General features: G+C 62.6%; 15 protein-coding genes and 1 pseudogene. 9 read left to right on the plus strand and 7 right to left on the minus strand.

What is annotated here, in order from left to right:
* The first annotated feature begins 90 nt into the window (after positions 1–90).
* Positions 91–426, plus strand: coding sequence for a hypothetical protein (locus ABLE85_RS18485; protein WP_348794172.1), 336 nt, complete (start codon positions 91–93; stop codon positions 424–426).
* Here ABLE85_RS18485 and ABLE85_RS18490 read toward each other — a convergent pair.
* Together ABLE85_RS18490 and carB are read right to left on the minus strand one after the other, a co-directional pair.
* On the minus strand, positions 360–1,928 hold the full coding sequence (locus tag ABLE85_RS18490) for a DUF262 domain-containing protein (protein ID WP_348794173.1): 1,569 nt from the start codon (positions 1,926–1,928) through the stop codon (positions 360–362). The genes ABLE85_RS18485 and ABLE85_RS18490 overlap by 67 nt on opposite strands.
* Positions 1,929–1,998: 70 nt before the next feature.
* Entirely contained in the window at positions 1,999–5,475 is a 3,477-nt protein-coding gene (carB, locus tag ABLE85_RS18495; protein WP_348794174.1) for a carbamoyl-phosphate synthase large subunit, read from the minus strand.
* A gap of 546 nt (positions 5,476–6,021) precedes the next feature.
* Between carB and ABLE85_RS18500 the strand changes: the two genes are divergently transcribed.
* Both ABLE85_RS18500 and ABLE85_RS18505 read left to right on the plus strand, forming a co-directional pair.
* The gene (locus ABLE85_RS18500) at positions 6,022–6,885 is read left to right on the plus strand and encodes a macro domain-containing protein (RefSeq protein ID WP_348794175.1); all 864 of its coding nucleotides are present in this window, start codon (positions 6,022–6,024) and stop codon (positions 6,883–6,885) included.
* Entirely contained in the window at positions 6,885–7,436 is a 552-nt protein-coding gene (locus tag ABLE85_RS18505) for a TIR domain-containing protein (protein WP_348794176.1), read from the plus strand. Before ABLE85_RS18500 ends, ABLE85_RS18505 begins: the two co-directional genes overlap by 1 nt.
* Before the next feature lie 219 nt (positions 7,437–7,655).
* Here the strand turns inward: ABLE85_RS18505 and ABLE85_RS18510 are convergent, their stop codons facing one another.
* Complete coding sequence (locus ABLE85_RS18510; protein ID WP_348794177.1) at positions 7,656–8,336, minus strand: dihydrofolate reductase family protein; 681 nt, start codon at positions 8,334–8,336, stop codon at positions 7,656–7,658.
* Between the two features lie 209 nt (positions 8,337–8,545).
* Here ABLE85_RS18510 and ABLE85_RS18515 point away from each other — a divergent pair.
* Both ABLE85_RS18515 and ABLE85_RS18520 read left to right on the plus strand, forming a co-directional pair.
* Positions 8,546–9,076: pseudogene (locus ABLE85_RS18515) on the plus strand (MFS transporter); the annotation flags it as partial.
* 236 nt (positions 9,077–9,312) lie between these two features.
* On the plus strand, positions 9,313–11,943 hold the full coding sequence (locus ABLE85_RS18520) for an EAL domain-containing protein (RefSeq protein WP_348794178.1): 2,631 nt from the start codon (positions 9,313–9,315) through the stop codon (positions 11,941–11,943).
* A gap of 55 nt (positions 11,944–11,998) precedes the next feature.
* On the opposite strand, the gene ABLE85_RS18525 is transcribed toward ABLE85_RS18520, so the two are convergent.
* Both ABLE85_RS18525 and ABLE85_RS18530 read right to left on the minus strand, forming a co-directional pair.
* The gene (locus ABLE85_RS18525; protein WP_348794179.1) at positions 11,999–13,348 is read right to left on the minus strand and encodes an Nramp family divalent metal transporter; all 1,350 of its coding nucleotides are present in this window, start codon (positions 13,346–13,348) and stop codon (positions 11,999–12,001) included.
* A 311-nt stretch (positions 13,349–13,659) separates the two neighbouring features.
* Entirely contained in the window at positions 13,660–14,487 is an 828-nt protein-coding gene (locus tag ABLE85_RS18530; RefSeq protein WP_348794180.1) for a class I SAM-dependent methyltransferase, read from the minus strand.
* 231 nt (positions 14,488–14,718) lie between these two features.
* Here ABLE85_RS18530 and ABLE85_RS18535 point away from each other — a divergent pair, with 231 nt between their 5' ends.
* A complete protein-coding gene (locus tag ABLE85_RS18535) occupies positions 14,719–15,621 on the plus strand; it encodes a neutral zinc metallopeptidase (RefSeq protein WP_348794181.1) in 903 nt (300 codons plus the stop codon).
* 129 nt (positions 15,622–15,750) lie between these two features.
* On the opposite strand, the gene carA is transcribed toward ABLE85_RS18535, so the two are convergent.
* On the minus strand, positions 15,751–16,953 hold the full coding sequence (gene carA / locus ABLE85_RS18540; protein ID WP_348794182.1) for a glutamine-hydrolyzing carbamoyl-phosphate synthase small subunit: 1,203 nt from the start codon (positions 16,951–16,953) through the stop codon (positions 15,751–15,753).
* A 478-nt stretch (positions 16,954–17,431) separates the two neighbouring features.
* Between carA and ABLE85_RS18545 the strand changes: the two genes are divergently transcribed.
* Together ABLE85_RS18545 and ABLE85_RS18550 are read left to right on the plus strand one after the other, a co-directional pair.
* Positions 17,432–17,881 carry a GatB/YqeY domain-containing protein gene (locus ABLE85_RS18545; RefSeq protein WP_348794183.1) on the plus strand — a complete coding sequence of 150 codons (450 nt, stop codon included), beginning with the start codon at positions 17,432–17,434 and terminating at the stop codon, positions 17,879–17,881.
* A 52-nt stretch (positions 17,882–17,933) separates the two neighbouring features.
* Positions 17,934–18,494 (plus strand): GNAT family N-acetyltransferase, encoded by a 561-nt coding sequence (locus tag ABLE85_RS18550; RefSeq protein ID WP_348794184.1) that lies wholly within the window; start codon positions 17,934–17,936, stop codon positions 18,492–18,494.
* A gap of 16 nt (positions 18,495–18,510) precedes the next feature.
* On the opposite strand, the gene ABLE85_RS18555 is transcribed toward ABLE85_RS18550, so the two are convergent.
* On the minus strand, positions 18,511–20,175 hold the full coding sequence (locus ABLE85_RS18555) for a Na/Pi cotransporter family protein (RefSeq protein WP_348794185.1): 1,665 nt from the start codon (positions 20,173–20,175) through the stop codon (positions 18,511–18,513).
* 262 nt (positions 20,176–20,437) lie between these two features.
* Here ABLE85_RS18555 and dnaG point away from each other — a divergent pair, with 262 nt between their 5' ends.
* Complete coding sequence (dnaG, locus tag ABLE85_RS18560; RefSeq protein WP_348794186.1) at positions 20,438–22,363, plus strand: DNA primase; 1,926 nt, start codon at positions 20,438–20,440, stop codon at positions 22,361–22,363.
* Positions 22,364–22,434: the final 71 nt, after the last annotated feature.

Here is a 22,434-nt window from a genome sequence, read left to right on the forward strand (position 1 = left end):
CACCAGCCCGGACAATCGCCTGCCTCCACGTGCATCCGGTTCATGACCCGTGTTCCCGTGAGGCCGATGGGGGAGGATTATGAGGGAGGCGTGAACGTGGGGGATGAAAAAGCATTATTGGCGGTGCTGATGACCGGAAAATCAACGGCTTGCGCCAAAGGCGTGGTGGATTCTATTCGCGTTGGAGGCTTCCGTGCCGGCGCCCAGGTGTGGCCCTCATCGCGACATCCGGGCAACGTGATCGGCCCAAGGGATGTCGCCATTGCCGAAAAACTCGGCGCCTTCGCCGTCCTCGGGCTTAACCCGAGGATCATTCCAATTGGCGGTCAAAAAATATGGTGGACAGCGATAGAAGTACGCTATGCCATTAGCGTTGTTGCATACTGCGCCAGCATCTCTGTTCGCTTATTGATAAAAATATCATAATCAAGGTCCGCAGTATCCTTGGGGCAAAGTGCCCGGTCAAGATATTCAGGGCGCTGTTCATTGGGTATTTCGTTTATATACAAATTTGGCGCTTTATCTTTTATATTGTTATTGTCAGATCTCGTTAAAAAACAAATATTTGAAAGCACATTTATTTCACGTTTATCCAATCCTTTGCGCTCTAGGTGCGCCTGAGGGAAGATGTGATGATATTCGTGCTTACTTCCTTTCTTCAGGACCAAATCGGTATCAACCCGCGCCCCGCTGATGAAGGAACGAGGGTCATTCCTATTTAACATAATTATCAGCGTCTTAGAGTTCGCTGTTCCCGATGAAAAATTCCCGCTCCGGAAATCCACTCGAATTTCAGCCTTTGGCTGTTTAAATTCGTAGTTCGGATCGTTCTTAAGGGCAATCATCTCGGATATGTCTGTCGCTTGTCTTTCATTCACATCTGACGAGAAGCGACGACCGAGGACTGAGCGCCAGAACCACCTCTCTAGAATGCTTCTTTGCCTGTCATTGTAGCTTACGCCATCTGCCGAAGTTGTCGCAAAATAGCAGCTTAGAGGTACCAATATGCCAGGGAATGGGAGAAGCTTGAAGTGTGTAATATGTAGCTGCTTTTTTAGGAAATCGATTGCACCCAGAATGCCATTCTCGATCTCAACAAATCGGCCACGGATATCAGCGCCTTGTAAGTCAAGAATTTTGCTTGGCGTAGTTTCCCCTGTGATCACGCCTGCGCATATTCTCAGCTGAAGATCTTTATCTACGATCAGATCGTCGTAACCATGCGATGCGATTTTGGTTTGTAGTTCCCCAAACTTTTCGACCAAATCAAAGTCTTCTGACCAGCTCCACGCAGAAAGTAGTTCAAAGACGTTAAGTTCTGTTCCGGATCGATTAATGCGTTCAAATACGATTGCAACTGCATTTCGATCGCTCGATTCAAACGTTTCGTTCTGAATTAAGTATTCACGAAAGCGTGATGCCATATTATCTATGCGATCCAGTATTTCGTCTGGAAACTGCAGCATAGCTTTCCGGTAGGAAGGCGGGTCAAATATCGTTTTGACCGGAAAATGTCGATTGGGGTCGACTTCTCCGTCTTCCAGCGCCATGAATAATGATTCTTGTATATTCTCTTTTGCATATACATCAAAATAGATGTCTATCCAGTCACTGCTGATTGGTTTTAGTTCATTTTGAAATGTGCTGAATAGACTAGTTAATCTTTGCTGTCCGTCCAATACATAATTTACGGGATAATCTTTTGCTGGCTCTGGAAGCTGAAAAGAACCAAGATTCTTTTCGGTGATTAGTCTTGTGTCTGTACGCCAAAGAATGACAGTCCCTATGGGGAATCCCTTATATATGCTGTCAAGCAAGAATGAAACCTGCTCAGGTTCCCAGACAAAATCTCGCTGGAATGCCGGAATTCTAATATCGCCACTCGTGGCACGATCTATGAGCCTGCGAATGCTAAGCTGATCCCCCATTTGGTATCCTCCCACCTTTGTCTACTTTGTGTGTAATGGCTATGGCGTGCCAATTAATCTTCTTGCAAATCTAATTAGAATACTCCTGCAGCGGCCTGACCTCCAGGCTGCCCGCCTTCAGCGCGGCGATGGCTTCGGCCACCGCGCCCATGCCCGACAGCGTGGTGTAGTACGGCACCTTCTGCATCAGGGTCGCGCGGCGCAGCGATTTCGAGTCCGACACCGCCTTCTGGCCGTCGGTCGTGTTGAATACGATCTGCACCTGGCGGTTGCGGATGGCGTCTTCGATATGCGGGCGACCTTCCAGCACCTTGTTGATCTTTTCCGCCTCGATGCCGTTTTCGGCCAGGAAACGCTGGGTGCCGCCGGTGGCCAGCACCTTGAAGCCGAGGCCGGCCAGGCGCTTGACGGGTGCGAGCACGCCCTGCTTGTCGTCGTCGCGCACCGAGACGAACAGCGTGCCCGAGCGCGGCAGGTCGACGCCCGCGCCGAGCTGGGCCTTGGCGAAGGCCAGCGCATAGTCGCGGTCGAGACCCATGACCTCGCCCGTGGAGCGCATTTCGGGTCCGAGCAGGATGTCGACGCCCGGGAAGCGCGCAAACGGGAACACCGCTTCCTTGACCGCGATGTGGCCGGGCGTGCGCGCGTCGGGTTTTGCGCCGTAATTGGCGAAGGCGGCGTCGAGTGTCTCGCCGGCCATGATGCGGGCCGCGACCTTGGCGATCGGCTTGCCCACGGTCTTGGCGACGAAAGGCACGGTGCGGCTGGCGCGCGGGTTCACCTCCAGCACATAGATGGTGCCGTCCTTGATGGCGTATTGCACGTTCATCAGGCCGCCGACTTTTAGCGCGCGGGCGAGAGCTGCTGTCTGGCGCTCCAGTTCCTCGACGATCTCGGCGGGCAGCGAGTGGACCGGCAGCGAGCAGGCGCTATCGCCCGAATGGATGCCGGCTTCCTCGATGTGCTCCATGATGCCGGAGACGAAGACCTCCGAGCCGTCGCACAGGCAGTCCACGTCCACCTCGATGGCGTCGGTGAGGTAGGTGTCGAACAGCAGCGGGTTTTTGCCCAGCAGCGTGTTGATCTGGCCGGTCTTGTCGTTCGGATATTTCTGCTTGATGTCCTCGGGCACCAGGCCGGGCACGATGTCGAGCAGGTAGGTCTGCAGCATGCTCTCGTCGTGGATGATCTGCATGGCGCGGCCGCCCAGCACGTAGGACGGGCGCACCACCAGCGGGAAGCCGAGCTCGCCGGCCACGGTGCGCGCCTGCTCCACCGAGTAGGCGATGCCGTTCTTGGGCTGGGTGAGGTCGAGCTTCTGCAGCAGCTTCTGGAAGCGGTCGCGGTCTTCGGCCAGGTCGATCGCGTCGGGCGAGGTGCCGAGGATCGGGATGCCGTTCTTCTCCAGCGCTTCGGCCAGCTTCAGCGGGGTCTGGCCGCCGAACTGCACGATGACGCCGACGAGCTCGCCGCGGCTCTGCTCCATCTTCAGGATCTCGATCACGTCTTCCGCCGTCAGCGGCTCGAAATAGAGCCGGTCGGAGGTGTCGTAGTCGGTCGAGACCGTCTCCGGGTTGCAGTTGATCATGATGGATTCGTAGCCGGCCTCGGCCAGCGCGAAGCAGGCATGGCAGCAGCAATAGTCGAACTCGATGCCCTGGCCGATGCGGTTCGGGCCGCCGCCGAGGATCACCACCTTCTTCCGGTCGCTGACGCCGGCCTCGTTGGCAGGCTGGCCGGCAAACGGCACCTCATAGGTGGAGTACATATAGGCGGTGGGGGAGGCGAACTCGGCCGCGCAGGTGTCGATGCGCTTGTAGACCGGGTGGACGCCGAGCGAATTACGCAGCTGCGCGACCGCCTTGGCGGTCTTTCCGGTGAGCGAGGCAAGGCGCGCGTCGGAAAAACCCATGGCCTTGAGCATGCGCAGGTTCACCGCGTCTTCCGGCAGGCCGTGCTCGCGGATGCGCTCTTCCATGGCGATGATGCCGGCGATCTGCTCCAGGAACCACGGGTCGATCTTGCACATGGCGTGCACGTCTTCGAGCGAGGTGCCCATGCGGATGGCCTGGGCGACCATGCGGAGCCGATCGGGCGTCGGCGTGCCGAGGGCGGCGCGGATGGCGTTCTTGTCGTCGCCATGGCTGATGCCGGGGATCTCGATCTCGTCGAGGCCGGTGAGGCCGGTTTCGAGGCCGCGCAGGGCCTTCTGCAAGCTTTCCTGGAAGGTGCGGCCGATCGCCATGACCTCGCCCACCGACTTCATGGCGGTGGTCAGCGTCGGCTCGGCGCCGGGGAATTTTTCGAAGGCGAAGCGCGGGATCTTGGTGACGACGTAGTCGATGGTCGGCTCGAAGGAGGCCGGGGTCGCGCCGCCGGTGATATCGTTTTCCAGCTCGTCGAGCGTATAGCCGACGGCGAGTTTCGCGGCGATCTTGGCGATGGGGAAGCCGGTGGCCTTGGAGGCGAGCGCGGAGGAGCGCGACACGCGCGGGTTCATCTCGATGACGACGAGGCGGCCGTCGTCGGGGTTGACGGCGAACTGGACGTTGGAGCCGCCGGTCTCGACGCCGATCTCGCGCAGCACCGCGATCGAGGCGTTGCGCATCATCTGGTATTCCTTGTCGGTCAGCGTCAGCGCGGGTGCCACGGTGATGGAATCGCCGGTGTGCACGCCCATCGGGTCGATGTTCTCGATGGAGCAGACGATGATGCAGTTGTCCGCCTTGTCGCGGACGACCTCCATCTCATACTCCTTCCAGCCCAGCACGCTTTCCTCGATGAGCACTTCGGTGGTCGGCGAGGCGTCGAGGCCCGACTGCACGATCTCGAAGAATTCCTGGCGGTTGAAGGCGATGCCGCCGCCGGTGCCGCCCATGGTGAAGGACGGGCGGATGATGGCGGGCAGGCCGACATGGTCGAGCGCCTGGACGGCAATCGCCATGCCATGGTTGATGTAGCGCTGCTTGCGGTCGCCTTCGCCGAGGTTCCAGCTCGTTTCGAGCGCGTCGAGCTCGGTGTCGGAGGCGCCCGATGCCTTGAGCGCGGCGCGCTCGGCCTCATGCTTCTTGCGGTCGGCGTCCTTCACGTCGGTGGCGTTGGCGAGCATCGACTTCGGCGTCTCCAGGCCGATCTTGGCCATGGCCTCGCGGAAGAGCGCGCGGTCCTCGGCCTTGTCGATGGCATGGGCGTCGGCGCCGATCATCTCGACATTGTAGCGCTCCAGCACGCCCATGCGGCGCAGCGACAGCGCGGTGTTGAGCGCGGTCTGGCCGCCCATGGTGGGCAGAAGCGCATCCGGGCGCTCCTTGGCGATGATCTTGGCGACGACCTCGGGGGTGATCGGCTCGATGTAGGTCGCGTCGGCCAACTCCGGGTCGGTCATGATCGTGGCCGGGTTGGAGTTGACCAGGATCACGCGGAACCCTTCCTCTCGGAGCGCCTTGCAGGCCTGGGTGCCGGAGTAGTCGAATTCGCAGGCCTGGCCGATAACGATGGGACCGGCGCCGATGATCAGGATGGACTTGATGTCGGTGCGTTTTGGCATGGTCGGGTCCGTTCGTCGTTGGCTCTGCGCAAAACCCCGGCGCGGGAAATGCCCGGCCGGTGGGGGTGCAGAGTCTGTTGTCAGGCTAAGGGCGCCTTATAGGCAAATGCCGCCGCGCTTGTAACCCCAAATATGCGTGAATCTTTGCGACTTTTCGGCATGGCAGCCATGCGGGCGGGGAGGGGGCCTCGATCGCAGCTCTGCTTCGGCCGTTCGGCGTTTGCAGGACGCATGGCGACGCAGGCGCATTCTTGCTTGCCGGTCGGCATGGGAAGCAGCTGCGACCCTACTACGACGTTCGAAATGCCGAGCTGAACGATTAGAGTAAGCTGTTAGTACAACGGCGGCTTCGTTGCGAAATTACGGCATAGCTGCCGTTATCGTGGGAATGCCACCTATCCGATTTCCACGGGCATAGGGTCTGGGAAGTCAGCAACGATTCAAGTCGTTCGTGGTTTCGAATTTCACCACTTCTGACGATCCTTGTGGATGTGCCGCCACAATCCATTGAAGCAAAATACAGTACCGGCCAATCTGGCAGTCGACATGGCGAATCATCTCATCAAATCTTTAACTGTCGGGTTTCAACGACGCTGGAGAGCCGGACTGACGCAGGCCTTTGGTGTGGCCGGAGCGATCTGGCTAGTCACTGAAATAGTGACTCGCGTCTCCAGTTCGGCAGACGATTGGCTGACCGCCAACGGAGACGTTTACTTGGGCGGCGTCCTGCTCGTAGGGGCTGTGTGGTTTGTCGCCTACTCCTACGAACAGCGAAAGGTGAAATTTCAGGTTCCGACCACAGACAGCTACATCACAATCAAGTTCGGTAACCTCTTTGAAGAGAGGTCGGACTGGCTGATTGGCGTTAATGAGTTCTTCGACGGCCGTCTTGGACAAGTGGTTGCAAAGACCACAGTACACGGGCAGTTCATCACTAACGTATTTCACGGTGACGAGACGCGATTTCGAGACGCAGTGACAGCAGCGCTGGCCGGCGTGCCTAACACACACACTGCCAGGGTGAACTTGCCAGCGCACTCCTACAAGATTGGCACCACGGCCGTCGTAGCTAACGGGTCACAGAAGGCGTTCCTCGTGGCTATGTCCCGAACCGACCTCATAACGCACAAGGCTGCATCAACGGTGCCCATGCTTTGGTGCGCGATGAAGGGCGCGCTTGAATCAGTAAAGAATTATGGCAACGGCGAGCCTCTTGCGCTGCCGCTGATCGGCAACGGCCTTTCCTGCGTCAACATAGAACCGCAACACCTGCTCAGGCTTATCACACTAGCTTTGGTGGACTTTGGGCGAAAAGACAGTCTGCCCAAGCAAGTGACTATTGTGGTGCCTGAGGGATGCTTTGAACAACTCGATATCCGCGAAATCAGGCGAGATTGGATGAAGCGCTAATGGCCTATCGCAACGGCACCTACATTGCGTTCCACGCAGAAGGCAACCCTGACCCTACCGCTTCAGACATCAAGTACTACCGCGCGCTGATGATGTGGCACGCCAATGACAAGATCGAATTCAAGCTGGTGAACAGCCACGAGAAAGTGGCCGCAGTGCGGGACACAAGTCAGGCAGCGACGATCAAACGGAGCCTGAGGGCGAGACTCGATAATTCAAAGAACATGGTCCTCATTATCGGCCAGCGGACTAGGTTCGATATGGACTTCGTGCCCTATGAGATCGCCTACGCGGTGGACACCTGTCGCATCCCCATTATTGCTACGTACCCGGGTCAGTCTGTCATTCGGGTCCCCAACGCCCTGAGATCGCTGTGGCCCGAGGCGCTGCGGACCAGGATAGACAACGGCGCGGCTAGCGTCATCCACATCCCTTTCAATCAGAAGGCAATTCAGGACGCCATCGGCCAGTTCAGTCACAACAATCTCCCGTTGGGCGGAGGGCTCGGGTTCTACAACGATGATGCCTATAGGTCGTTCGGGCTGCTCTAAGCCAAAACGATGCTTGCTTAAGCTGGCGGCTCACACTGCACTTAGATCCGCGGATCTCGGCGGCAGAGTCCAACAATCGCGACTCCATAACCTGCGCCCCCATTCAATAGACTATTAGCTTCTGGCTACCGGCCTCAATATACGTGGCGAAGGTCTTCTCCCGGGCAATGGCGGCGGAGAAGGGCGAAATGCTTGTCAGGAATGGGCCGGGAATTGAGCTCACGCCGACTTCAGCTTCCTCTCCATCTCCGCCAGTCCGCGCCGGCGTTCCAGTTCCGCCTCGCTCGGATTTTCCAGCCCGAAGTCGCCGGTCTCGACCTCGCCGTCGCGCTCGTAGGACGCGACGATGACGCCTTTCGGAGTGATCAGGCTGTCGGTCAGCTTGAGCGCCGCCGGCAAGGTGCCGGACCCGAACAGCTTCTTGCCGCTGCCGAGCACTGTCGGCATGACGATCAGCTGGAAGCGGTCGATGAGGTCGTGCGCCAGCAGCTGCTGGATGAGCTGGCTGGAACCCTGGATGAGGAGGTCCGGCCCGTCGCTCCGCTTCAGCGCGCGCAATGACGCGGGGACGTCCTCGCCGAGCCATGTGGTGTTCTGCCAGGTGAGGCTCTCAGGCTCGTGGGTGGCGACAAATTTGGTCACGCCATCGAACAGCGGGCCGATCGGATCGTCCTTCGCATAGGGCCAATGGGCGGCGAAGATGTCATAGGTGCGCCGGCCTAGAAGCAGGTCGAAGGGTCGCTCGAACAGCTTGCCCATGACGCCGCCCACTGCCTCGTCGAAATGGGGCGCCGCCCAGCCTTCATGCTGGAAGCCGCCGGTGGGGTCTTCTTGCGGGCCTCCGGGCGCCTGCATGACGCCATCGAGGCTGACGAAGACTGTGGCATTGATGGTTCTCATGATGTGTCTCCCGAATTGGCTTGAGGCCGCTGATGGACCGAGGACGCACGGCAAGCCGCGATCCCGACATTCATGGAATTCAATTTCTTGTCCGGTGCGGACGCTGTCAGTCTTCCAGCTCGACCGGCAGGGGCAGATCCTCGGCCGAGGCCACGACCGAATCGAGCAGGCACGGGAAGAGCTTGTCAAGGTCTTCGCGGCGCAGCGAGACCGGCGGTTTCGTCGTCATCTCCTATATCGCGCCGCTGGCGATCGAGGGGGCGGGGCTGCCCAGCCTGGCGCTGCCAGGCATGCTGCTGGCCTTCGGCGCCGGCGCTGTGATCGGCAACCTGTCGAGCGGCTATCTCGCCGACCGCATCGGCGCGACGCGGGTGGTGGTGCTGTCGCTGCTCTTTACGATGATGATCTGTCTCACCATCGTCGTGACGCTGAAATTCGCGCGGTCGCACATCGCCGGGCCGATGCTGATCGGCATCATGCCGTGGGGCGTCATCGGCTGGGCCTTCCCGCCGGCGCAGGCGAGCCGCATCGTCGGATATGCTCCCGAGGTGGCGCATCTGACGCTGTCGCTGAACGCCTCGGCGCTCTATTTCGGCATCGCCTTCGGCACGGTGATCGGCGGGCGCGTGCTGGAATTCGCCACGCCGTCCGATCTCGGCCTCGTGGCGGCGCTGTTTCCGCTGGCGGCCGTCGGGGTGCTGGTGGCGGGGCTGAGGTCGCGCCGTCTCGCCGAGGCTTGAGGGGAGGTAGGCGGTCTGAGGGTCCAAAAACGGGCCCGGGTTCGGCATTTCGGCGGCGAGCGCGCGAGGATTTTCTTTCAAGCGACCTTGCCAATTAGATGAATTTCGAACCCTGCCAAGAAAGCCAAAGTTAAGCACTCTGTATTACCGTGGCCTAATCGGGAGCTGACGTGTGTGTCAGTCGGGTCGGGGGCGGCTTGAATTTGAGATTCAAATTCAAAAGGTTGCGAAGTGTAGTGCTGTCGTGGACGAACTTGCCGGCGGCAATCGCGCTGGTGGTGGTGGCGATATTTGGCTTTTATGCCGACTATCAGAACAGGGTTCTTTTCGAGCAGTCGCTGCGTGCCGACGTATCTGCTCAGGTCAGTCTTTTGCGCGCGAAGCTCGAAGGCAATATCAACGGCAATATCCAGCTGGTGCGCGGCCTTGTCGCCACTGTGACGACCGAGCCGAATATGACCCAGGCGCGCTTTTCCGAGCTTGGCGCAAACATATTTCGCGAGGACTCCCAGTTACGGAGCATCGCTGCTGCCCCGAACCTGATCGTTTCGCTCGTCTATCCGCTGGAGGGTAACGAGCGGGCGATCGGCCTGAACTACAGGAACAATGAGGCGCAGCGCGAAGCCGCGTCGCGGGCGCGTCTGACCGGCCAGATGGTGCTGGCCGGGCCAGTCGATCTGGTTCAGGGCGGAAGGGCCTTCATAGCGCGCTTTCCCGTGTTCCTCACCGATCGGCAGGGCAAGCAGCAGTTCTGGGGCATCGTTTCGGCCCTCGTCGACACCGACCGGCTCTATCGGGACAGCGGGCTGTACGACCCCGATCTGCGTATCGACGTGACCCTGGTCGGGAAGGACGCGCTCGGAGGCGACGGCAGGCTCTTCTTCGGCAGTGAAAAGCTTCTCGACGACAGCCCGGTAACCGCCGACGTCATGGTGCCTTCGGGGGCCTGGCAGATCGCCGCCGTGCCGAAGTCCGGCTGGGAGAGGACGCCGCGCGACGCGTGGCTGCTGCGAGGGCTTGTCGCCATCGCGGGCGCCCTGGTGGTGATCCCGATCCTGATCGGCGGCCGGCTGGTGCACGAACGGCAGACGCATTTCCATGAGCTCGAACGCAGCGAGGGCCAGTTGCAGCGGCTTTCGCGCCGCCTCGAAATGGCGCTCGACGCCTCGCAGATCGGCGTGTGGGAGCTCGACCTGAACACAAACGAGGCCTCCTGGGACGATCGGCTCCATGAACTATTCGGGCTGGAGAACGACGGTACGCCGCGCGGCTTCGAGGATTGGTACGGCGCCGTCCATCCGGGTGATCGGGCGCAAGCCGAGCATGATTATGCGCGGGCGCTTGCAACGGGTGAGCGCTATGTTTCGCAGTATCGCGTGGTGCTTCCAAACGGCGAGATCCGCCATATCCGGGCGCGAGCCGCCATTTTCGACCGGAATAGCGCTTCTCCCAAGATGGTGGGCGCCGAATGGGACGTGACGTCCGACGTCGAGCTCAATACGGATCTCGAAAGGGCAAAGAACCTGGCCGAGACGCGATACGCCCAGCTGGAAACGGCAAAGGCGCGCATCGAGCACATCGCGCTGCACGACCCTCTCACCGGCCTGCCGAACCGGCGCTATCTCGACGAGACGCTGGATCGCATCGCCGCATTCGATCGCGATTGGGACGAGATTGCGCTGCTTCATGTCGATCTGGACCGGTTCAAGCAGATCAACGACACGCTGGGCCACGCCGCCGGCGATGCCATGTTGATCCATGCTGCACAGGTGCTGACTGTGAATGTGCGCGCGGACGACTTCGTCGCGCGCTTCGGGGGCGACGAATTCGTGGTGGTCTGTCATGTGGGATGCAAGGGTGGGCAGCTGGCCGCGCTGGCCGACCGCATCATCACCCAGATGCGGCAGCCGGTTTCCTATGAGGGGCATGAGTGCCGCTTCGGCGTCAGCATCGGCATCGCCACGGATTCCGGCAAGGACTTCGACCCGCGGCAGCTTATGGTGAACGCCGACATTGCGCTCTATCGCGCCAAGAGCCGGGGGCGGAACAGGTTCGAGTTCTTCACCGAGGACCTGCAGGCGGAGATCATCAGCACGAAGCGAACGGCTGACGAGATATTGAGCGGGCTCGAGCGTCGCGAATTCCTGGCCTACTACCAGCCGCAGTTCGATGCGCGCACGCTGGATATCGTGGGTGTGGAGGCGCTTGCGCGCTGGGACCATCCGACCGCGGGGATACTCTCGCCGGACGTCTTCCTGAAGATCGCCGAGGAACTGAACGTGGTCGCGACGATCGACCAGATGATCCTCGCGGAGGCGCTCAACCATCTCGAACAATGGCATCTGATGGGCCTGGGCGTGCCGCGAATTTCGGTCAACGTCTCGGCCCGGCGCCTGCAGGACGAGGAGCTGATGAGCAGCCTTGGCGAGCTCAACATCCGCCCGGGCACCGTGTCGTTCGAACTCGTCGAGTCCATCTTCCTCGATGAGCACGACGAGAGCGTCGTGACGAATGCGGCGCGCATCAAGGAACTCGGCATCGATATCGAGATCGACGATTTCGGGACCGGATACGCCTCGATCGTGAGCCTGCTCAAGCTCCAGCCGCGGCGGCTCAAGATCGACCGGCAGCTCGTCATGCCGATCGTTTCGTCGCCCGCCCAGCGCAGCCTTGTCCAGTCCATCATCGAAATCGGCAAGTCGCTCGACATCGAGGTCGTCGCTGAGGGTGTGGAGACGATGGAGCATGCCCGCATCCTGCGCGACCTGGGCTGCGACATGCTGCAGGGCTACGCCTTCGCACGCCCGATGAGCGCCAACGACTTCAAGGATTTCGTGCGCGGGCGCCGCTGGCGGGCGGCTTCCTGAGCCGGAAGCGGCGGGAGAGTGCGCGGCGCGAGACAGGCTCGCGCCGCACGATCGGTCAGCTGGCCACGAAGTCGTAGATCAGCTTGAGGTTCAGCACCGCGATCACCACGGCGATGACCATGGCGAGGGCGGTGAGCCAGCGCGGCGCCACCAGCGCGCCCATCTTGGTCTTGCTGGCCGTGAAGAAGACCAGCGGGAACACCGCGAAAGACAGCTGCAGGCTGAGCACCACCTGGCTGAGGATCAGGAGCTTCGCCGTGCCGCCTTCGCCGTACCAGATGGTGACGGCGGCGGCCGGCACGATGGCGATGGCGCGGGTGATGAGCCGGCGCAGCCAGGGCGCCAGCTTGATCTGGATAAAGCCCTCCATGACGATCTGGCCGGCCAGCGTCGCCGTGACGCTGGAATTGATGCCGCAGCAGATCAGCGCGATGCCGAACAGCACCGGGGCGATCGACAGGCCAAGCAGCGGGGCAAGCAGGGCATGCGCCTCGGCGATGTCCTCGACATTGGTCTGGCCGACCTTGTTGAAGGTGGCCGCGGCCAGGATCAGGATCGAGGCGTTGATGACCAGGGCGAAGGTCAGCGCGATGGTGGAGTCCCAGGTGGCGAATCTCAGCGCCTCGCGCTTGTGCTCCATGCTCTCGCCGTAGGCGCGGGTCTGCACGATGCCTGAATGCAGGTAGAGATTGTGCGGCATGACCGTCGCGCCGATGATGCCGAGCGCGATGTAGAGCATGTCCGGATTGGTTACGATCTCGGTGGTGGGGGCAAAGCCGCGGATCACGCCGCCCCAATCTGGATCGGCCAGGGCGATCTGGATGGCAAAGCAGGCCGCGATGACAGCAAGAAGCGCGATGATCAGGGCCTCGACCCAGCGGAAGCCAAGCTTTTGCAGATAGAGGATCAGGAACACGTCGAGCGCGGTGATGACGACGCCCAGTTCCAGCGGGATGCCGAAGATGAGGTTGAGGCCGATGGCCGTGCCGATGACCTCGGCAAGGTCGGTGGCGATGATGGCGACCTCGGCCATGATCCACAGGACATAGGAGACCTGCTTGCCATAGGCGTCGCGGCAGGCCTGGGCGAGGTCGCGGCCCGAGCCGATGGCGAGCCGGGCGCACAGCGCCTGCAGCACGACCGCCATGATGTTGGAAATCAGCGCAACGACGAGCAGCGTGTAGCCGAATTTCGAGCCGCCGGCGAGCGAGGTGGCCCAGTTGCCGGGGTCCATGTAGCCGACGGCGACGAGATAGCCGGGCCCTATAAAAGCAGCGGCCCGACGCCAGGTCGGGCCGGTGGTTCTAACTGTAATGGAGCGGTGGACATCTGAGAGAGATGCTTCGCCTCTAGGTTGGCGCCACCCTTCGACTGTTTCAGTAGCGGTTTGGCTGGATAGGTCCATGTTTTGACTTTTTCGCTTATTCGCAATTGAAAATCATTAGCAACAAAACCTAGGCACGATCAAGGAGGAAGCAAGAACCGAAGAGTCGATTTTTTTGAGGCAACGGGTGGCTTCGAGATGTAGGCGAGCACGAGAGGGAGCGTTGACCGCAGGCAGCACGGTCGCCCAGGCTCGATGTTGCGGGCTGGAATGCCGCCAGCACCGCGCGACTGGAGGCGGCGAACTGTACAGGGCCATTCGTGCGATCCAGCAGCTTCAATGCCGCTGAATTGTGGCTGGCAGGAGGATAAATTGGTGGTCGGACGCTAGATTCAGCGTTTCCGCGCCAGCATCTGGATCGGGGCTATCGTCCCGGCGGAAAGCGCCGTCATGACATTGCCGATCCGCTGCGGTGTCGCCGGGCCCATCAGCGTGTGCAGGCCGAGCGGCGGGATACCGTTCCTGGCCGCGTCCTCGCGCATCTGGCGGCCGAGCTCGAGCGCCATGTCGCGCCGGTTCCTTTCGGCTTCGATGGCAAAGCCGGCGTCCTCCAGCAATCGCCGATAGGCGTCGGGCGTTTCGACAAAGCTGGTCGCGGTCGTTTCCGCCCAGGGCATGGGGTAGGGCAGTTCGCCGCCATCCATATGCATGATGTCGTAGACGGCGAAGACGCCGTCCTTTGCCAGGACGCGATGGATCTCGCGCAGCGCGCCGGCCTTGTCGGCGATGTTCATGCCGACATGGATGAGGGTTGCGCGCTCGAAGGCCCCATCCCCGAAGGGGAGGGAAAGCGCGCTTGCCTGGACGAACGAAGCGCGGTCGGCGAGCCCGCAGCGCGCCGTCAACGCGGTGGCAACGCTCACATATTCCGCGGTGAGATCGACGCCGATGACGCTTGCGGCATGATGCTCGGCGAAATAGCGGGCCGGGCCGCCGATGCCGGAGCCGACATCCAGGAGCCGCATGCCCGGAGAAAGCGCCAGGTCGTTGGCGAGCTCGGCTGTTGCCGCTAGCCAGCCGAGGTGGAATTCGTCGGCGGCGGAAAGGTCGGACGGCTGAAGCCTGTCGATGTCCTTTCCGGCACTGCGCAGCGCGTCCAGTATGGCGCGTTCGAGCGCGCCGTGGCTGTAATGCCGGGCGACGTCTCGTTCGGTGGTCATGGCCAAGCCTCGTCTGAAACGCTTTTTTCGGAAAACCCGGCGGCAGATTACCCGCTTTGCGGCTTGGCCGGAAGCCCGGGCCGTCGCTGCCACTGCGTGCCGATGCGGGGTGGGGCGGGCCGCTGCCGTCAAAACCGTGTGACCCGATGCAACCGTTGGAGTAGACTCCGGATTGATGTGACGGCCTGTGGCAGCGAGCGCGGCCGGATCTGAACAAATAAGGCTGGCATCATGCTCTGGAGAGGCCGTCGACAAAGCGACAATGTCGAGGACGAGCGCGACCAGGGCGGCTTCGGCGGCGGCATGGGACCGGGCGGCGGCTTCCGCTTCCCGGTCGGCGGCGCCGGCGGCGGTCTCTCTCTTTCGGGCATCATCATCCTTGTGGTGCTGTTCTTCGGGCTCAGGGCTGTCGGGATCGATCCGATGGAGGTTCTCGACGGTGGCGGCGGGATGGGGCCGGGCGGCACCCAGATCAGCCGCAACGCGCCGCAATCCAACGACGAGATGAAGCAGTTCGTCGCCACGGTGCTAGCCGAGACGGAAGACACCTGGAGCGGCATCTTCCAGGCACATGGCTGGAAATATGAGGAGCCGAAGCTGGTGCTGTTCACCGGGCAGACGCGCTCGGGCTGCGGCTTCGCCTCGGCGGCGTCCGGACCGTTCTACTGTCCTGACGACCATAAGGTCTATATCGACCTGGCTTTCTACGACCAGCTCAGCCGCCAGTTCGGGGCTTCGGGCGATTTCGCGCAAGCCTATGTGCTGGCGCACGAGGTCGGCCACCATGTGCAGAACCTGCTCGGCATCCTGCCCAAGGTCAACCAGATGCGGCAGTCGATGGATGAGGAGCAGTCCAACGCCATGTCGGTGCGCGTCGAGCTCCAGGCCGACTGCTTCGCCGGCATATGGGGGCACTATACGGGGCAGAAGGGATTGCTGGAGAAGGGCGACCTGGAAGAGGCGCTGAACGCCGCCAAGCAGATCGGCGACGACACGCTGCAACGGCGTTCGCAGGGCTATGTCGTGCCCGAGACCTTCAACCACGGCACCTCGGCACAGCGCATGAAATGGTTCAAGCGCGGTTTCGACAGCGGCAAGCTGCAGGATTGCGACACGTTCAGCAATTCGCCGTGAGATGGCGGGCGAAAAAGGGGAGCCGATACCACCCCTTGGACGCTGCAAGACGCTACGAACAGGATCCCGCAAACAAAAGAAAAGCCGCCCGAAGGCGGCTCCTCGAAGCATTCGATCAGTCGGGGCGGCTCACTGCCCCGCCAGCGCCGGCTCGGCCTGGCGTGCGCGGACGAAATCGGCGAAGCGGCGGAACAGGTAGTGCGAATCCTGCGGGCCGGGCGAGGCCTCGGGGTGGTGCTGCACCGAGAACACCGGCTTGCCGGTCAGCGCGATGCCGCAATTCGAGCCGTCGAACAGCGAAACGTGAGTCTCTTCAACGCCTTCCGGCAGCGACTTGGAGTCGACCGCGAAGCCATGGTTCATCGACACGATCTCGACCTTGCCAGTGGTGTGGTCCTTGACCGGGTGGTTGGCGCCGTGGTGGCCCTGATGCATCTTCTCGGTCTTGCCGCCAACGGCCAGCGCCAACATCTGGTGGCCGAGGCAGATGCCGAAGACGGGAATGTCGGTCTTGAGCAGTTCCCGGATGACCGGCACGGCATATTCGCCGGTCGCGGCCGGGTCGCCGGGGCCGTTGGAGAGGAAGATGCCGTCCGGCTTCATGGCCAGGATGTCGTCGGCGCTGGTCTTGGCCGGCACCACCGTGACCTTGGCGCCCAGGCCGGCGATGAGGCGCAGGATGCTGCGCTTGACGCCGTAGTCGACCGCGACCACGTGCATGGTCGGCGCGTCCTGCTCGCCAAAACCCTCGTTCCAGACCCACGGCGTCTCGCGCCAGACCGAGGACTGGCCGGACGTGACCTCCTTGGCGAGGTCGAGGCCGACCAGGCCGGGCCAGCCGGCGGCGCGGGCCTTGAGATCGTCGAGATCGAACTTGCCGTCGGGCGAATGCGCGATGACGGCGTTGGGCGCGCCCTTCTGGCGGATCAGCGCGGTGAGCGCGCGGGTGTCGATGCCGGAGATGGCGATGACGCCGCGCCGCTTCAGCCACTCGTCGAGGTCGCCCGAGGCGCGGTAGTTCGACGGGTGGGTGACATCGGCCTTGAACACCGCCCCGACCGCGCCGTTGCGGGCGGCGGGGTTCAGGTCTTCGGCGTCCTCGTCATTGGTGCCGATGTTGCCGATGTGCGGGAAGGTGAAGGTGACGATCTGGCCGGCATAGGACGGATCGGTGAGGATCTCCTGGTAGCCGGTGAGCGCGGTGTTGAAGCAGACTTCGGCGACGGCTGAGCCGGTGGCGCCGAGGCCTCGGCCTTCGATCACCGTTCCGTCGGCCAGAACCAGCACTGCGGTCGGCACTTCGGTTGCCCAGGGGGCGGTGTTCGTGGCCATGTCAGCTACTCCATATCCAATTTGTCGCGGTCGGCTTCGTCAGCGGGCAGGCCGGCGCGGCTCGTGCGGCGCCCTGTAGAGGCCGGCAGGGCCAAAGGCGCAGCAAAAAACACGGGGCCCCGCGTCGCTCGCAAACCCCCGTGCATCACCCAAAAACAAGTCCATGCAAGGCACGGACAATAGGGGAAGGCTCGCGCAGGGTCAATCTGCGCGCGGGCCGCGGCGGCCAAAAATTTCGCAGTGCAATATGGCGCGGAAGCCGGGCCGGTGGACGGTTTTGCCTTCCCGGCCGGCGGGCATCGTTTGAGCATCGGATTATCCGAAAACCGGATTCCCCTTTTCGGTCCGATGCTCTAGACGGGGTGCCCTTCCCGAGGGAATCGGGATCAAGCCATCTGTCGGTGCGGCCATAGAAAACCAGTTCCCGCCTGCGGGATCGTGGTCTATTGTCGGCGCCAATCCCCAAGGAGTTGTCGCCATGCGCGAGACCATTGCCCAGGCCCTGAAAAACGCGCTGAAGGCGCAGGACAAGCTTCGCATCTCGACGCTGCGGCTGGTCAACGCGGCCATCCAGGACCGCGACATCTCCAATCGCGGCGCCGGCAAGGACCCGGTGAGCGACGACGACATCAGGCAGATCCTGGCCAAGATGGTCAAGCAGCGCGAGGAGTCGGCCAAGGCGTTCGAGGATGGCGGCCGGCCGGAACTGGCCGCGCAGGAGCGCGAGGAAATCGGGATCATCCGCGAGTATCTGCCCAAGCAGATGGAAGAGGGCGCGGTGAAGCAGGCCGTGGCCGACGCGATCGCCGAGACAGGCGCGGAAGGCCTGCGCGACATGGGCCGGGTGATGAACCTGCTCAAGGAGCGCTTCACCGGCCAGATGGACTTCGGCAAGGCAGGTGCTATCGTGAAGGCGTCGCTGCAATAGGGCGGACGCCGGTCCGTCTCGACACCACCACCGGACAGTTCTGCGTGAAGCCATGACGATTCAGATCGTAAAGCCAGCGCTGGAGCATCTGCCGTCCTATGTGGATGCGCTGCAGCGCGGCTGGTCGCCGGACAATGTGCGGCCCGAATTCACTGCGCGCGAGCATCTGGCGGCGATTGAGGCCGACCCGGCCGCTTTCCTTGAAAGTCTGGACGACCCCGAAGCCAAGGGCCCGCCGCTGACCCTGCCGGACGGCGCGAAGGTGCCGCGTCTGCCGGGCTATCGCCGCTTCATCTGGGACGGTGAAGTGGCCGGCTCGATCGGCTTCCGCTGGCAGGAGGGTACGTCTGCGCTGCCCTCGCATGCGCTTGGCCATATCAGTTATGCGGTGGTGCCCTGGAAGCGTGGCCGCGGCTATGCCACGCAGGCGCTGGCGCTGATGCTGGAGGACGCACGGGCGCGGGGGCTGCAGTACGTCCAGATCACCGCCCTACCCCACAACATCATCTCGCACAAGGTCATCCTCGCCAATGGCGGGGTGCTGATGGGGCGCTTCGTGGAAGATCCGGCCTATGGACGGGCCGAAAGCGTGCGCTTCCGCATCGATCTTTGAAAGGCGCGGGATGGGCTCAGCTTGCCCGGAGCCGCGTTCCGCGCAGCAGACCCTGTTCCTCCAGCACCGGATAGACCATTGAGGTCAGCAGCGAGTTGATCTGCTTGAGGTCGCGGACGGTGTCGAGATGGATCGAGCTCGTCTCGACGCTCTTGGCCGCGCCCTCGCGCAGGCGCTCGAAATGGCTGTTGCTGGTCGCCTTCTCGAAATCGCGCAGGCGGTCCTTTTCGACCACGAGCTGGCGCGCGGAGTCGGGATCGCGCGAGATCAGCACGTTGAAGGCAAGCCGGGCATTGGCAAGCACGGTGGCATGGAAGGCGGAGAGTTCGCGCCAGCCCTCCGGCGTGAACTCCAGCTTGCGCTGTGCCTTCTTCTGAACGTGGACCAGCATGTTGCGCACGATGATGTCGCCGACCTGCTCGAGCTTGACGCAGGCGCCGAGCAGTTCCTGGCAGCGCAGCGCCTCGTTCTCGGTCATCTGCTGGATCGTCGCCTTGGCGAGATAGAGTTTTATCGCGGCCGTCTTGCTGTCGACGCGGTCGTCGAGGGCGGCGAGCGCCTTGATCCTGTCGGCGTCGGCGCTTTCGTAGAGCTCGATGATGCTCTTCAGCATGATCTCGACGGTCTCGCACACGCGCACCACCTCGCGGGTGGCGCTGGCCAGAGCCTGGCTGGGCGTGCCGAGGTCGGCCTCGTTGAGGGCGCTGAGTTCGATGGTCTCCAGCGACTCGGCCGGTTTCGTCGGCGTGAGGGCGGCCACGATGCGCTGCGAGGCGCGGTAGACCAGCGGCGAGCAGGGAAGGCCCGCCAGGAGCACGATGACGTTGAAGAGGATGTGCGCGTTGATGATCTGGTCGGGCACCGTCGCGCCGATGAGGGCGGGCGAGGGCTTGAAGGTCAGGAACAGGACAAGCATCACCAGCGACCCCAGCCCGCGCATCAGAAGGTTGCCGATGGGCACCACGCGGACTTCGGGGGCGGCGCCGCGTGTCAGCAGCGGCGCGATGATGGAACTGCCGAGATTGACGCCCAGCACCAGCACGATGCCGAGCTCCGGCGGGATCAGCCCGCGCCCGGCGAGCTGGACCACCAGCAGCACGCCGGCGATGCTGGAATGGAACAGCCAGGTGATCAGGGCCGCCAGCAGATAGGCGGTCACCGGGTCGGTGGAGAAATAGTCGATGATGACCGGCAAGAGCTTGCTGTCGCGTAGAGGCTCGGAGGCCTGGCCGATCATTTCGAGCGACAGCAGCAGAAGGCCGATGCCGACGAGGATGCGGCCGAGCTGGCGCCATTCGCGCCGTTCCGTTGAAAGAAAAATTCCGGTGCCGGCGGCAAGGCACACGGGAACCAGCAGCGACAGGTCGAAGGACAAGACCTTGACCACCAGCGCAGAGCCGATCTCAGCTCCGCGCACGGCGAGCTGGCCGGCCATGCCGCTGACGATGCCAGCACCGGCAAAGGAGCCTACCAGCAACGTGACCGCCGTGGAGCTTTGGAGGGCGATGGCAAGGCCGGTGCCGAGGATGACCGCCATCAGCGGGTTGCGCATGGTGGCACGCAGTCTCTGGCGCAGCACGTCGCCATAGGCGCGCTCGACGCCGGTGCGCACCATGCGCGTGGCGTAGAGCAGCAGCGCCACCGCCCCGGCCAGATGCAGGAGGACTACCGAGCCGCTCATGACGACAGGCCCCCGAAGCGACCGGCCAATGATGCCGGCAGAGGGTGCATGCGGTGGTGGCTGTCTTCGCGAATCAGGGTCATTTTGTGTCTGGTCTATAGATTAGCCGGATAATATTTTTCGTCCACAGCGCCAGTACATTCCAGGCCGACGCAAAGTGTCGGAAATGGAGCGTAGGCCTGTGAAAAGCGGGCATTCTCCCCACCGGGAGTCGTATCGCGCGGTGGTCGTGTGTATATGGGGGCGAAAGTGAGCCTGTTCCATGCGCTTCCAGCCTTCCTTCCTCGACGAGATACGCGACCGCGTGCCGATTTCGGCCGTGATCGGCACGCGCGTCACCTGGGATCGGCGCAAGACCAATGCGCCACGCGGCGATTTCTGGGCCTGCTGCCCGTTCCATGGCGAGAAGTCGCCGAGCTTCCACTGCGAGGACCGCAAGGGGCGCTATCATTGCTTCGGCTGTGGCGTTTCGGGCGATCATTTCAAGTTTTTGACCGAACTCGATGGGCTGAGCTTCCCCGAAGCGGTGGAGCGCATCGCCGACATGGCGGGCGTGCCGATGCCGGCGCGCGACGTGGTGGAGGAGCGGCGCGAGCGCGAGCGCGCCTCGCTGCATGATGTCATGGAGATGGCGGCAAAATTCTTCCAGGACCGGCTGCAGGCGGCCGACGGCGCCAGGGCGCGCGCCTATCTGCGCGACCGCGGTCTGACCTCGGTGACGCAGCAGAAATTCGGCCTGGGCTACGCGCCCGAAAGCCGCAACGCGCTGAAGGAGTTTCTGGCTTCCAAGGGCGTTGAGCGGGCGCAGATCGAGGCGTGCGGGCTGGTGGTGTCGGGTCCCGACATCCCCGTCTCCTATGACCGTTTTCGTGACCGCGTCATGTTTCCGATCGAGGATGCGCGCGGCAAGGTGATCGCCTTCGGCGGGCGCGCGCTGTCGCCGGACGTCTCGGCCAAGTATCTGAATTCGCCCGACACCGAACTCTTCCACAAGGGCAACGTGCTCTACAATTTCGCCCGCGCCCGCAAGGGTATGGGCCGCGAGGGCACGGTGATCGCGGTCGAGGGCTATATGGACGTGATCGCGCTGGCGCAGGCGGGCTTCGACAATGTCGTGGCGCCGCTTGGTACGGCGTTGACCGAGAATCAGCTCGAGCTGCTGTGGCGCATGTCGGGCGAGCCGGTGCTGTGCTTCGACGGCGACAAGGCCGGCCTGAAGGCCGCCTGGCGCGCCGCCGATCTGGTGCTGCCGATGGTGCAGGCGGGGCACACGGCGCGCTTCGCGCTGCTGCCGGAAGGCAAGGACCCCGACGACCTGGTCAAGGCGGAGGGGCCGGACGCGTTCAAGGCAGTGCTGTCAGAGGCGCGTCCGCTGGCCGACCTTTTGTGGATGCGCGAAACCTCCGGCGGCGTGTTCGACACGCCCGAGCGCCGCGCGGAGCTGGAAAAGACGCTGCGGGAGCTTACCAGCCGCATCAAGGACGAGAGCGTCCGCTATCACTACGCGCAGGAGATGCGCGACCGCGTGCTGAATTTTTTCGGCTCACAGCGGGCGCGGTCACAGAAGCAGGGCGGCGGGGGCAAGCGCTTCGGCGACCAGCGCGGCGGCGGCCGGCCCGGCGCCGCGGCGGGGCGGCTGGCGGTGTCGGAGAGCCTGGCGCGTTCGGCCATGGTGAAGCGGGCAGGCGGCATCATGCCGCTGCGCGAGGCGGCCCTCGTGGTGTCGCTGATCAACCACCCTGTGCTGGTCGACGAGCATTTCGACCATGTCGAGGATCTGGATCTGACCGATCAGGACCTGCGCTTGCTGCACTCGGCGCTCATCGACGCGGTGGCGCACGATGCCGAGGAGCGCGGGGCGGTGATCGCCCATATCGAACAGGCGGGCCTGGGCGAGATCTGGCAGCGGGCCACCGCGCTGGTGCGCAAGGCGCGGCAGTGGCCGGCGCTGGAGGACGCGGCGATCGAGGATGCCCGCGACGCCTTCGGCCAGGTGCTGCACTTGCACCGCAGCGCTCGCACTCTACATAAGGAGCTGAAAGTAGCAGAGGCGGCTCTGGCAACCGATCCCACCGACGAGAACTATCGTCATCTGGTGGACATCCAGGCACAGTTTCGCGACGTGCAAGCGACCGAAGCGCTGATCGAAGGCTTCGGTATATCGTCGGGACGTGTCGATCGCGGCTAATAGGCGTGAGGCTGGGGCGTGTCGTTTGAGTGGATGATTCGCAATTGATTCGCTTTTTTGGCGCGAATCAT

Source organism: Mesorhizobium sp. KR1-2, assembly GCF_040045035.1.
Taxonomy (GTDB): Bacteria; Pseudomonadota; Alphaproteobacteria; order Rhizobiales; family Rhizobiaceae; genus Pseudaminobacter.

What these genes read in the sequence shown, in the direction of transcription:
- carB (WP_348794174.1), bottom strand. Translation starts at nt 5,475, where the DNA reads ATGCCAAAACGCACCGACATCAAGTCCATCCTGATCATCGGCGCCGGT.
- ABLE85_RS18550 (WP_348794184.1), top strand. Translation starts at nt 17,934, where the DNA reads ATGACGATTCAGATCGTAAAGCCAGCGCTGGAGCATCTGCCGTCCTAT.
- ABLE85_RS18555 (WP_348794185.1), bottom strand. Translation starts at nt 20,175, where the DNA reads ATGAGCGGCTCGGTAGTCCTCCTGCATCTGGCCGGGGCGGTGGCGCTG.
- ABLE85_RS18510 (WP_348794177.1), bottom strand. Translation starts at nt 8,336, where the DNA reads ATGAGAACCATCAATGCCACAGTCTTCGTCAGCCTCGATGGCGTCATG.
- ABLE85_RS18490 (WP_348794173.1), bottom strand. Translation starts at nt 1,928, where the DNA reads ATGGGGGATCAGCTTAGCATTCGCAGGCTCATAGATCGTGCCACGAGT.
- ABLE85_RS18505 (WP_348794176.1), top strand. Translation starts at nt 6,885, where the DNA reads ATGGCCTATCGCAACGGCACCTACATTGCGTTCCACGCAGAAGGCAAC.
- carA (WP_348794182.1), bottom strand. Translation starts at nt 16,953, where the DNA reads ATGGCCACGAACACCGCCCCCTGGGCAACCGAAGTGCCGACCGCAGTG.
- ABLE85_RS18530 (WP_348794180.1), bottom strand. Translation starts at nt 14,487, where the DNA reads ATGACCACCGAACGAGACGTCGCCCGGCATTACAGCCACGGCGCGCTC.
- ABLE85_RS18525 (WP_348794179.1), bottom strand. Translation starts at nt 13,348, where the DNA reads ATGGACCTATCCAGCCAAACCGCTACTGAAACAGTCGAAGGGTGGCGC.
- ABLE85_RS18545 (WP_348794183.1), top strand. Translation starts at nt 17,432, where the DNA reads ATGCGCGAGACCATTGCCCAGGCCCTGAAAAACGCGCTGAAGGCGCAG.
- ABLE85_RS18535 (WP_348794181.1), top strand. Translation starts at nt 14,719, where the DNA reads ATGCTCTGGAGAGGCCGTCGACAAAGCGACAATGTCGAGGACGAGCGC.
- dnaG (WP_348794186.1), top strand. Translation starts at nt 20,438, where the DNA reads ATGCGCTTCCAGCCTTCCTTCCTCGACGAGATACGCGACCGCGTGCCG.
- ABLE85_RS18500 (WP_348794175.1), top strand. Translation starts at nt 6,022, where the DNA reads ATGGCGAATCATCTCATCAAATCTTTAACTGTCGGGTTTCAACGACGC.